General features: G+C 75.4%; 1 protein-coding gene (running past one end of the window). It reads left to right on the forward strand.

Features of this window, described 5'->3' with window-relative positions:
- Window positions 1-146: 146 nt before the first annotated feature.
- Window positions 147-13,526 carry the 5' portion of an NUDIX domain-containing protein gene (locus NUM_RS19565; RefSeq protein ID WP_207126344.1) on the forward strand. It continues 19,608 nt past the right edge of the window, so the window shows 13,380 of its 32,988 coding nt (coding positions 1-13,380); the start codon lies at window positions 147-149; its stop codon lies beyond the right edge, outside the window.

Below are 13,526 nucleotides of genomic sequence, written 5' to 3' on the forward strand. Positions count from 1 at the left end.
CGGTGCGCCCGCAGGATGCGGACCCGGCGCACCGGCGGGCCAGCACGCTGTCCGCGCTGGCCGAGACCGCCGGCCGCGGTGAGCTGCCGGCGGAGGTACGGGACGCGGCCCGGCAGCGGTTCGCCGAGGTGGCGGCGGAGGGCGCGGTGGACCGCGGCGAGCTGCCGGCGGCCGCCCGCCGGCTGCTGGCCGACGGCGCCGATCGCGGCGCCACCGTCGAGGAGATCAGCCTGGCCGCCGAGGGGCTGACGGCGAACGAGGCCGCGTTCTTCGGCACCGTCCGCGAGCTGCTGCCGGATCTGGTCGGGCCGGACCGGCACGAGCTTGCCGCCGGGCTGCGGCTGAACGCCGACGGGTCGCTGGAGGTCACCCGGCATCGGGGCCGCACGACCCGGGTCGAGCTGTTCGACCGGGCCAACCGGGAACTGCCGGCCGACGACGCCGGGCGACGGGTCGCGGTCACCAGGGTCCTCGCCGAGGCGGTGGCCGAGGCCAGGCAGCGCCCACCGCGACTGTTCTCCCGGGTGGTCCACCCGGACCGGCGGCACGACCACATCCTGTGGAACGAGCCGTCGAAGGGCTGGCTGCCGCGTACCGTGCAGCGGCTGAAGTTCACCACCCCGCACGACGCGGTGCGGCTGGCCGAGCTGCGCGCCCTCGGCCGGCTGCACGAGACCGCCGACGCGGCGACCCGGGACCGCATCGAGGAGGCGCTGCGGGACCGGGCGCTGACCGAGGGCACCGACGGCGCCGACCCGCGGCGGGAGTGGGTGGCCGACCGGGTCAGCGACGAGACCTGGCGGCTGCTCGCCGAGGTGAACGACGGCCACGACCTGCCACCGCAGTACGAGGTCGTCCGGGTTCTCGGCGAGGGCATCGACGGCCTGCGGATCGCGCCGCGCACCGAGCGGGACCCGTCGCTGCCGCACTTGGCGGACGTCCGCGGCCCGCACGACCTGCTGCCCCAGCGCGCGGTGAACAGCCTGTTCAGCGTCCGACCCGAGCAGCACGGGATGAGCCGCCTGCTGGCGTCCATCGACCCCGGCATCGAGGTACGGGTCGAGATCGGGCACGTCGAGTCCGACGCGCTGTTCCACGGCGAGCTGGTCCGGTTCGACAGCGCGGAACGCGACGTGCCGGAGGCGCTCGCCGACGCCCGCCAGGTCTCTCCCGGGTACTTCAAGCTGACGGTGCGGGAGGACTGGCCGGGCGGCATCTCCGCCGAGCACATTCGGCGGGAGCTCAACCGGCAGCTCGCGGACATGCTCGCCACCGAGCGCACCCCGAGCCGGCTGCCGTCGGTCCGCAAGATGCTCGCGACCGAGATCGCCGGGCCGCTGGCCAAGGTGTCCGTGATGACCGGCGCGCTGCTGTCCGGCTATCTTCCGCTGGCCCAGGGCACCGGTTCGTTCACCGCGGGTCTGCTGGGCCTGTTCGTCAGCGGCCCGGTGCTGGTGCACTACCTGCGGCACACCATCGACAACGTGCAGACCATGCTGCGCGAGCAGCGCACCGGCTGGAGCGACCAGGACCCTCGGACCCACCTGCACCGTGACCTCGCCGCCCTGCGCGACGTCGCGGATCCCCGGCTGGCCGCCCGGGGGATGCGGGCCGAGCTGCCGGCCGGGACCGAGTCGGGCCGGCCGGAGCTGGCCGGAGCACGCCCGGACGGCGAGGCGCCGCAGCGTCCGGCGGCCGAAGCACGCCCCGACGGCGAGACCCGTCCGGATGGCGAGGCGCGGCCCGACGGCGAGACCCGTCCGGATGGCGAGGCGCGGCCGGATGGCGAGGCGCGGCCCGATGGCGAGGCGCGGCCGGACGGTGAGGCGCGGCCGGACGGCGAGGCGCGGCCCGACGGTGCCGCACATCGTCCGGATCCCGGCACCGACGTCGCACGACGGCCGGACGGCGAGCTGCTCACCCCGCAGGAACGCGAACGGCTCGTCGAGGCCGGCCGTACCGCCGCCGTCACGGCACTCGACGAGCACCGGGTGGAGCACGTTCGCGCGCACGCCGACCGGGACGGGACGCTCGTCCTGCGCCGCGACCCGGTCCGGTCGGACGAGCCGCGCCCGGCTGATGGCTGGGTGGACGCGAACACCGTCCGACCGCACGACCCCGCATCGGCGGAAGGCGGCTCCCGGCCGGACACCGCGGCCCACCCGGACGGTGCGGCCGGCCCGGACGGTGCGGCTCACCCGGACACCGCCGCGCGGCCGGACGGTGCGACGCACCAGGACGGGTGGCGGCATCGGCTGGTCAGCCGGGTGTCCCCGCGAGTGAAGGTGCGGTTCGAGGTGGCCGGGCCGGGCGATCCGGCGACCCGGCGGATCGGTACCAACGAACACGTCGTCTTCGTGCCGCGCGAGCTGCCGGCCGGCAAGACGATGGAAGACGTCATGCGCGACCGGCTGGCCGAGGTCATGTCGTCCGAGCGGCAGCTCGTGCAGAAGTTCCAGACCCTGCGCACGAAGCTCACCGTCAACTCGTTGTGGGGCGGGATCACCGGCGGTGCGCTGGCCGCTCTGCTGGTGCACGCGAACGCGCCGCAGCTCGGCTTCAGCCTGCTCGCGGCCGAGTTCGCCGGCCGGTGGGTCGGTACCACGGTCAAGCACTGGTCGGAGCGGATGTTCGAGGCGGCGGACATGTCCGCGGGCGCCCGCGAGGGCGAGCTGAGCCGCGCGGTCTCCCCGGAGGAGACGTCGAACGGCGCCACCGAACTGCGCGAGTACATCGAGAAGCTGGCCTGGAAGGCGGGCCTGGACGAGGACGCCATCCGGGTGCACACCGGCGCCGCGAGCGAGGCGTCGCTGCGTGGCCGCCCCGGTACCGACGTCGTGCAGGAGGCGAGCGACGCCTTCCGGCGCAACCTGGAGGAGCTGCCGGCCGGGGTGAAGCTGTCCGGTCCGCAGGTGCATCCGGAGCATCGCGACATCGTCAAGTACACGCTGTCCACCACGCGGTTGCGCAACCGCATCCCGGGGCTGCGCGGGTTCGTCCGGGCCGAGCGGCACATCGACGTCTACATCGTCCCCGAGGACTACCCGGGTACCGCCGCCGCGCGCGTGCTGGGCATGAGCGACGACGCGATGGTGGTCGGTGCGTCGCAGCAGGCGACCCTCAGCGAGATCCAGCACAGCTTCAGCGAGGCGCGCGACGTCGCCGCCCGCGCGCTCGCCCACAACAACCCCCGGGACCTGCGCAGCTACGTGTCGCGCAACCTGATCGGGCGGGCCACCGGTGCCGGCACCAAGTGGGCCGCCTCGGCGCTGGAGGGCTTCACCGAGAACTCCGCGATCGCGGTACGGATCGCGGCGGTCGACGCGTTCCCCGGCGTGCTGGCCGAGTACCACGCGAACCTGCACCGGCACTGGAACGACTTCTCCCGCGGGCCGGAGTCCGGCCTGGTCACCGACGCGGAGCAGCTCAAGAAGCTGAACACGCCGATCGGCCTGTCGATGTCCCGGCAGTGGGCGATGAACCGGCTGATGTCCAAGCACGACGCGGCACGCGAGCTGCTGCGCCCGCTGCTGGACCACCCGGAGGTGGGGGACGAGGCCCGTCGGCTGTGGACGGAGCTGGAGGCGCCGGACCCGATCGACACGGTGCACGACGTGTACCGGTCGCTGCTGGACCGCAACGCGACGCTGCCGGACGATCCGAACACGACCGTGCACGACCGGCTCGGCATCCGGCTGTTCAAGCAGACCGGGCCGCACATGTTCCGGATCGAGGCACGCCCGGACGCGGTGTCGGTGCTGCCGCGGCAGGAATTCACCATGGAGACCGTCCCCACCCGGTTCGATCACGACCCGGCGGCCGGCGACCCGGCCGACCGGCCGGCCGTGGACATGCGGGTCTCGGACGGCAAGCTGGTGGCGTTCGTCGACGTGACGCGGGATCCGGCCGAGATCACCCAGGCGATCTGGTCCGGGGTCGCCACCCACCTGACGGCGATCTACGGGATGTCGCCGCACGTCGCCGGCACCACCGACTACCTGCGCCAGCAGCTGATCAACTCGCTGCCCACGGTGGTCGGCCAGGGCGTCGGCGCACTCTACAACGGCCTGCACCCGGTCGAGGTGACCAAGCACCTGGCGAGCGGCGGTACGGCCAAGGTCATGCAGGCGCCGGGCTTCGACGCGAAGTCCATCAGCAACTACTCGCTGTGGGTCGTGGGTGGGCCGCTGCAGGGCGTCGCGGACGCCTATGGCGGGCACTACCACGACTTCGGCGCCGAGCTGAAGAAGGGCCGGGCCAAGGCGTACGTGTCCTGGCTGACCGGCGCGGCATCCCGTGACCTGGTCGGGAACATGGCGCAGAGCACCACCTCGCTGTACGAGTGGGACGGCCGCATCGACCGGGTGGTGTCCGAGGTGCTGGGGCTGCGCGGCGATCTCGGCCTCGGCGCCGGCGACTGGGCGGTGCCCGGCCGGCCGACCGAGCCGATCCGGCTGACCTGGAGCGGCGACGCGGACTCGCACCAGCCGGAGTCGGCCAGTACCGCCGCGCCGGAGGTCGGCCACGGCAGCGCCCGCGACCCGGACGTACCGCGGGATCCGGCGCTGCCGGAGCTGGACGAGACGGCGCTGCCGAGCAGCTTCTCGCCGACCGGGATCACCGCACTGGACCGCGGGGTGGCGCTGCTGACCGGCGGCGGGATCGGCGGTGACCAGGTCGGCGGCATCCCGGGCGCGATCGAGCACGCCACCGGCGGCCGGTACGAGACGGTGCCGCATCCGGCGCAGTCCGACATGTTCGGCGATGCGGTGCGCCGGCTCGGCCACGGCGCCACCGCCATCGTGGCCACCGAGCACCCCGACGGCGGTACCGCGCACTGGGTCGTCGGCAACCACGACGGCACGATGCAGGCCGTGCAGGTCCGGCCGCCGGAGTCGCCGGGGCTGGAACCGGCCCCGGACGCGTCCGCCGGTGGCACCGAGCTCGGCGAGGTGCGCAACGGGGCCGAGATCGGGCCGGACGGCCGGCTGGTCCGGGACCCGTTGCGGTCGCTGCTGGCCGAGTACGAGGGCACGCACGGCCCGGCCACCCGGGTTCGCGCGGTGTTCGTCGATCCGGTCGGGCACGCCTGGCACAGCACCGATCCGCTGCCGAGTACGGTCGCGCACCCGGATCCGGCCGCCCCGCACGGCGCCGCCCCGCACGGCGCCGCCCCGCACGGCGCCGCCCCGGACGGTGCCAGCCCGCAGGGCGCGGACCCGCACGGCGGCGGCCCGCGGGCCGCGGACGATCCGGTCGGTGCGTTGCACCTGGGCGACGAGTCCGGCATCCCGTTGGGCCCCCGCCGCGCCGATCTGGACGGTCAGTGGGCCGACCTGCGGGCGCTCACCGGCCGGCCCCGCACCGACGTGGTGGGCAGCGCGTACGGCGACATCCGGGAGCAGGACGGCTACCTGCTGCTGAACCGGGACCGGGTCGACGCGCACGGCGTCGTGCACCGCGCGGACCCGGTGCAGGTTCTTCCGGTGTTTGCCGACCTGCCCGGCGATCTGCGGGCGACCACCGTGCCGTCGGCGTTGCGGCACCTCGGCGAGCCGGTGGACGTGATCGTGCTGTCCAACCGGCTGGACCGGCTCGGCATCGGCGAGGCGTTCCACCAGCAGGCCGGCGCGCTGCTCGCCGGCCGGGACGCCGGGCTGCTGGACCGGCTCGGCCGGCTGGTCGGCGGCACCCGATCGGACGTGCTCGCCATCGGGTCCGACGGGCACGGCCGGCTGTCCGACACCGACGCCGGCAACCTGCAGCGCCGCTGGTTCCTGGCCGAGCGGGCCGGCGCGGTCGACGACCCGCTGCGGGCAGAGGCGGCGAACCGGCTGCGTGACCTGGACGCCACGCTGGGCCTGCGTCCCGAGGACGCCGAGTCGGCGGCCCGCTGGCACGCGGTCGAGCGGCACTTCCGGGCCCGCCCGCAACGGGTGGCGCCGGACGAGCTGGATCCGACCGGCCCGCGTCACCGGGGCGCCGGCGGCGACGGCCGCATCCACGACCCGGAGCTGCCCGGTACCGCGCTGGTGAAGGACCCGGCCAACCCGGAGCTGACCGACGCGGACCTGCTCGCCTCCGACGATCAGCTGCGCCGCGGCGACTTCGGTGCGCTGGTCGACGGCTTCGGCCGGGACGAGCACGGGGCGTGGTTCGAACCGGCCGTGGCGGATCCGACCCAGCCGCGGCTGGACCGGCAGTACTTCGACTACCGGATCGGCCGGGTGGAGGGGGACAACCTCGCCGAGCTCGACCCGCGGTCCGGTACCGCGGACGACCCGCACCTCGTCACGATCGACCCGCACACCCCGGCGAGGGTGCTCGGCTCGATTCGCATCCACGAGTTCTCCCACGCCGTCGACGAACTGCGGGCCCAGGCGCGCGCCGAGGCGCAGGGCGTCGGTCGGGACGAGCTGGCGGCGGCCCGGCGCCGCGACCATGCCGTGGACCAGGAGTGCCTGGTCGCCCGGAGCCGCGAGTGGAACCACGTGTCCCGCCGTTGGGCCGAAGCGCGGGACAGCGAGCAGCGCGACGTCTGGGAGCGCACGCTGCGCGGGATGGCCGAGGCGCTGCGGCGAGGCGGGATCGAGCCGCCGGAGTTCCCCTGGCGCGGTGGCCGGTTCTTCGCGGCGGACGTGCGGCCGGAGCCGCTGCGGCACCGGACCGACATCGTCGTGTCGACCGACTCCACCCGGACGCCGGACGGGCTGCCGCTGGACGCCACCCGGATCGCCGAGGTGACCGCCGGGTACCAGCCCGACCTGCACGGCGCGCGGTCGCCGTTCGGCGCGATCGAGGCTCGCGCCGATGTCGCGGTGTTCACGCCCCGCGGCGGGGATGCCGAGCCGATCCGGCTCCGCCCGGTGCCGGCGCGGCTGCCGGAGGGTGTCGACGCCATCCTCGGCCGCGACCCGGTCCCCGGCGCCGACGGCGACACCTTCCACGTCTTCGTGGCCGAGGGGGTGCACGAGCTCGTCGCGGGTACCGCGTTGCACCGCTTCGCCGCCGACCTGGCCGAGGCGGGCGCCGGTACCGGGGACCGGCTGCGCGAGACGTTCCGGATGCCGGAGCAGCATGCGCTCACTGCCGACGCGGTGCACGCCACCGACCCGCGCCGGGTGCACCTCGGTGCGGCGGACCACCGGGACGTGGTGCAGCCGCTGCGGTACCTGGCCGGCCAGGTGGTCCGTGGCGGCGAGGTCGGCGACGCGGCCCGCACCGAGCTGCGCACCGTACTGGAACGGGCCGGGCTGATGGAGTGGCAGCCGGGCGGTGACGCCAAGTGGGCGCGGGTCGGGGAGCACCTGCGGGGCGACGTGCTCGACGCGGTCCGGGCGGAACGCGGGCTCGACGCCGCGCCGCCGGCCGACCGGCTGCGCGGCACGATCCACACGCACGTGGCCGGGTTCGACGCCGAGCAGGTGGTGGTGACGCCGCGCGCCGAGCACGTGTACGAGCTGACCTTCGACAAGGCGTTCCAGCGCACCGAGGGGCCGCGCCACCCGTGGGTGGTCGAGTTCGGCGCCGACGAGCGGGCCCGGGTCCCGGTGGAGGACGGCCAGCCGCGGCCGTTCGAACCGGGCGACCGGATCGCCGAGGGGGTCGTGGTCAAGCACGCCGACGGGGCGCTGCTGATCGCCCGCGCCGACCGCACCTACCGGGTGTTGTTCGACCCGGCCGCACCCGACCACGCGGCGGTGACCCGCGCGGTCGACGACCTGCTGCGCGAGACGCGGACGCTGGAGCGCGACCACCCCGGCGGCTACGTCTCCTGGCGCACCAACGCCAAGCGGGCGGTGTTCGGCGCGGCGTTGAAGCTGGGCCTGTTCGAGGCCGCGATGGGCGGCGCGGGGCATCCGCTCGACGGGTACTCGGCCAGCATGATCGAGGGTGCCACCGCGAACACCGGCGCGTACGGCGTGCGACAGCACACCCGGCTGGTACGCCAGGTCGAGGCGAAGCGGGCCGGCGAGGCGTGGGACATCGAGCGCCGCGCGTACATCCGGGTCGACGAGCTGACCACCCGGACCGCCGAGGTCCAGGGTCGGGCGCGGGCACTGACCGAGGAGACGGCGGCCGAGCGGTGGGCCGAGCTGGACCGCAAGGCCGCCGAGAAGGCGGCGGAGGCTGCCGAGGGTGAGTCCGGGAAGCCGGCGGAAGGTGAGTCGGGGAAGCCGGCCGAGGGTGAGTCCGGGAAGCCGGCGGGCGAGATCACCGTCGAGCACCGCCGCGAGGTGCGGCAGGCGGTCACCGACGCCGTCGACGCGCTGGCCAGGCACCACCGCGAGGCGCAGGAGGAGCAGAGCGCGGAGCGGAGCGAGGAGCGCGCCGAGGAGCCGGCGTTCGACGGCTACGACCGGCTCGACCTGCGCCCGAAGGACGTGAAGGTCGGTGGCATCCGGTACGGCGAGTTCCGGTACCGGATGGAGGGGCCGCTGGGCGACGAGCGGCCGACGTGGAGCGAGCGCTGGCACGGTGCGTTGCGGCTCGCGCCGTCGATGCTGCGGGCCGACGTGCACGTCCGGGTCGGCGAGCTCACCGGGTCCGACCGCACCCTGGAGGTACAGCCGATCTCCGGCCGCGGCGGCCACTACCGGATGACGGTGTCGCCGAAGTTCCACGAGCTCGGCGAGCGGGAGCGGCAGGAGGAGCTGGGCAAGGCGTTCGCGGCGATCGCCGACGCCGAGCGGGGCTCCCGGGTCCGGGAGCTGAACAGCCTGGGCGACTGGTTGCGCGGGATGGTCCGGCAGCCGCTGCGGCAGGGCCAGCGGGTCGGCACCACCGGTGCGGTCGAGGACGCCATCATCTCGACCAGCGACGCCACCGGCGCCCGCCGGACCTCCATGGTCGAGCACGCGCACTTCCGTGAGGCGGCGTCGCTGGAACGGTTCCTGTACAGCTGGACCGACAGCGCCTACCAGGTGCTGCTGAACCGCAGTTCGGAGAAGGCGGCGCTGCGGGCCAGCCAGGAGCACTTCGAGGATCACTACGAGTTCGAGAACAAGCTCGACAAGAACGTGCAGAAGTCCTCGGCGGCGGAGGTCGACCGGGCGTTCAGCGCACTTGCCGACGCGGCGCACGAGCAGCGCCGGCAGCTGGCCGAGGACCTCGGCGACGCCAGCCTGTCGACCGAGCGGGTCGAGTTCGACGCGTTCGTCGACGCGCGGCCGGGCGACGGCAGCATCCGCGGCTACCGGGGCCTGGAGGAGACGCTCCGCAGCCAGGAGGCGTTCGGCGCGGACGCGGTCAAGCGGACGACGTTCAAGGTCCCGGTGCGCGAGGAGAAGGCGGAGGAGGCGCGCCCGGACGACGGCACGCGCTCGCCGGACGAGCAGACCGCCGCGCCGGAGCACCGCCCCGACAACCAGGCCCGGCCCGACGCCGAAGCCCGACCCGAGGTCGAGGCCCGACCGGACGCCGAAGCCCGGACCGAGACCCGACCCGAGACCGAGGCCCGACCCGAGGCCGAGGTTCGGCCTGATGCCGAGGCGCGGAACGAGGCCGCGGCCCGCGAGGGGGACGCGGAGGGACGGCCGGACCCCGAAGGCCGGCAGGACGGCGAGGCGGAGCGGCCGGACGGAGCGGACGCCGACGCGTCGGCAGGCCCCAAGACCAGGGAGGTCACCGGCTTCCGGATCAAGACCGAGCGCGGTTCGGTGCGCATCTACCTGGAGCACGGCCGGGACGGCGAGACCGAGCCGCGCTGGGCGCGGGTCGGCCACGGCAAGGTGCGCATCACCGTGCCGACCCATGCGGGCCCGGACGGTACCCGCACCATCGATCCGGAGGAGGCGGGCCGGATCGCGGTCCGGGTGGCGGAGAAGGCCATCAACTGGCAGCAGACCGGACGCCCGCGGCTGTGGGTCCGGTTCACCCAACGGATGTCCGGCTACGGCGCGTACACCGTGGTCGGCGGCGCCGTCGCGGCGCTGACCGGCCACATCGACAGCGCCTGGCTGACCCTCGCCGGGCTGGCGGTGCAGGCGCCGGTGGCGGTGGGCGACTGGGCCCTCGCCCGGGTGCGGCAGGCGCATCGGGTGAACAACCAGTACGGCGGCACCGACCCGAGCCACGTGACCGCGGAGCTGCTGCGCGAGCACCAGACCCAGGCCCGGACCGAGCTCGAACGGTTCACCGAGACGGTGCTCGACTCGTACCGGTCGATCGCGGAGCACGAGAACGCCGAGGACCTCGACCGGGACCGGCTGACCGCGGTGCAGACCCGGCTGGGCGAGATGCTCGGTGACGAGCACTCCACCCTCGGCCGCCGGCTGGTCTCCGACATCACCGAGCGGGGGCTGCCGGGCCCGACCCGGGCCGAGCGGCTCGGCGGCTCCACGTTCCGGGTGAAGTTCCCGGAGGACGGCGACCCGCTGCGGCGCGGCCCGGTCTCCCGGTTCGATGCGCTGCACGCCCGCGTCACGGTGGTACCGGCGGCGACGCTGGACGGCGCGGCCGCACGCGGCGCCCGGTTCTTCTACGACGAGACGCACCTGCACGTGCAGGTCTCCGACGACCCGTCGGTGCCGTACGAGACGAAGCTGCGCGCCGCCCAGGACGTGCTCCGGGAGTTCGCCTACGACCTGCGGCACCGGCCGGACCCCGCGTCGTTCCGGGAGCACCTGAAGGACGCGGTACTGCCGTCCGCGGTGGGCGTCACCGCGCAGGTGATCACCGCCGCGTCGCACGGCGCGCTGAGCTCGCGGTTGCTGCACGGCACTCTCGGCCAGGTCGCGATGTGGCCGGTCCGGGCGTACGGGGCCGACTTCGCCACGCGGGAGGCCATCACCGACGCGATCGCGTTCGGCCAGCTCGGCGGCCGGCTGGTGGGGCGCCCGTCGGCCGAGCACATCTTCGCGTCGGCCCGGGTCGCGGACAGCTTCCTGGACCACTACGAGCGGCTGTCCGAGCTGCCCGCCGAGATCGAACGGCGCTGGTCGGAGCTGGAGGCCCGGTCCGGCCGGGTCGGCGACGCGCGCGACCGCATCCCGCTGGACCGGTCCGGGGACCCCGCCGGCCGGCCGGAGACCGGTCCGGCCTCGCCCGACGGGGCGGCGCGGCAGCGGCCGCGGCTGACGTTCCGGCCGGCCCGGCACGACGACGCGTGGTTCGACGCGTACCGGGACCGGACCCGCCCGGCGGGCGCGTTCGACTCGGCGCTGCCCGAGCCGGTCCGGGCGCACGACCCGGAGCTGCCCGGTACCGCGTTGCTGAAGCATCCGGACAACCCGCGGCTCACCGAGGCCGCGCTGGCCGGCGAGGACACCCGGCCCATCGCGGCCGACCTGGCCGCGCTGGTGCGCGACGACGGTACGGCGGCCGGCTGGGAGGGCAACCGGGCCTGGTTCGACCCGGCCGATCCCCGGCTGGACCGGCAACACTTCGAGTACCGCACCGGCACCGTCGTGGGACGGGATCTGGCCGAGATCGACGTGCGGGCCGGCACCGCGGACGAGCCGCACCTGGTCACGATCGACGAGCACACCCCGCTCGACGTGGTCGCGTCGGTGCGCATCCACGAGCTCTCGCACGCGATCGACAAGCTGACCGCGCAGGCCCGTGGGGAGTCGCAGGGCGTCGGGCGCGACATCCTGGCCGACCCCCGTCGCGCCGAGGACCGGCTCTCCGGTGAGTGCCTCGTCGCCCGGGTGCGCGAGTGGCCGCACTTCGCCCGCAAATGGGCGGAGGCGACGGAGCCCGGTCCGCGGGAGCGGTGGGAGACGACGCTGCGCGGAATCGCGGCCGCGCTGCGCCGCGGCGGGATCGAGCCGCCGGAGTTCCCCTGGGCCGCGGACGGGGCGCAGCGCTCCGGTGGTCTGCGGTTCCACGGCGCGGACGGCAGCTACGAGCTGCGGTTCGGGGTCGACCGTGGGCTGGCCGACCCGGGCCCGGCGCACGCCGCGCTGCCGGCCGACGTCGCCGATCGGGTCAGCGAGCTGACCGATCTGGACGCGGCGGCCCGCGTCGCGGCGCACGACCCGGCGTCGATCGAGCGCGACCTCGCCGACCTGCAGCAGACCGTACGCAGCCGGTGGGAGCAGCTCGCCGATCCGGACCGGCAGGCGGTCGTCGAGCGGGCGCCGGAGCTGGTCGGCAACCTCGACGGCATCCCGGTCGCGGACCGTACGGCGGCCAACGAGGTGGCGATCGACCGGCTGCACCGGCAGGCCTGGCAGGCCCGCGACGACCTGCGCCGGCACCTGTGGCCGCACCGGTACCGCCGGGCCGAGCAACTGCTCGAACACCCCCGCTACCGGGCGATCGACCGGCTGGTGCGCACCCTGGACGAGTTCCGCGCACCCGAGCAGCGGCTGGTTCGGGACGCCAACGGCGTCACCCGGGTGGTCGAGCAGCGGCCGCGGTTCGCCGCGTTCGAGGGCACCGTCGACGGGATCGACCGTGCCGTCCGGATCCGCGGCGACCTGACCGGCGCGGATGCGGTCGGTGTGCTGGCCGGCCCGATCGACCGCCGGGCCGAGACCGACCGGTGGGCCGAGAACCTGTTCGACGCCGCCGACCGCCCCGGCACGGCGATCGTCACCTCGTCGGCCGGGCACGGCGGTGAACGCTCCGGCGCACCGACCCGGGAGGCGGTCGCCGAGCTGCGTTCGTTGCTGCTGGCGCTGCGGCGGGAGGCCGGCGGCGCCGAGACGACCCTGTTCGTCCCCGCCGGCGAGCACGCCGCGCCGCGGCACCTCGACGGGTCGGGCGCCGACCGGGTGGTGCTGCTGGGTGACGCAGAGCATGCGTCGATCCGCGGCGCGCTGGACGAGGGCACCCCGGCGCTGCGGCAGGCGGTCGAGGCGGTGACCGGCCCCGACGCCGAACGCCCGAGGCCGGCGGAACCGGTCGCCCGCGCCGGCGAACCCGCCGATCCCGCCGCCGCCGAACCGTCGCCGACCCCGGTGCCCGTCGAACGGGAACGCCTGGTGGCCGAGCACGAGCGCGGCGCCGCGCCGACCGACCTCGCCCGGTTCGCGCACGAGCAGGGCGCGGAGCATCACCGGCTGGCCACGCTGTACGCCCAGCCGGAGATCCACGCGCGGCTGGCGGACCGGTACGAGCGGTTGACCGACGCGGCCCTGGACGGCCCGGCGGGCGCCGCCGAGGCGCGGCGGCTGCACGAGCAGATCCGCGGCCTCGAGTCCCGGCTGCCCGACGCCCCGGCCGAGCCCGGGCCGCGCTGGCGGGCGGCCGGCAGCGAGCCGGTCGGTTACCACGGCACGCACGATCCGCAGCACGCCATGAGCATCGACCCCGGCCGGGCGGAACGGGTCCGGCAGCTGGCTCGGCAGGAGGCCGGCGAGCTGCTGCCGGAAGCGCAGCGGGAGCTGGACGCGGCGCGCGACCGGCACGCCGAGGCGGTGCGCAGCCTCGACATCTGGCGCGACACCGGCCGGGGCAGGCCGAGCAGCGCCGACCTCGCCGAGGTGGACCGGTCGCTGGCCCGCGAGGTCGACGAGCGGTTGCGGGAGGTGGCGGTCGCCCGGGAACGGGTGCAGGTGCTGACCGACTGGACCCGG

The sequence above is a fragment of the Actinocatenispora comari genome, from assembly GCF_017312725.1.
Classification (GTDB): domain Bacteria; phylum Actinomycetota; class Actinomycetes; order Mycobacteriales; family Micromonosporaceae; genus Actinocatenispora; species Actinocatenispora comari.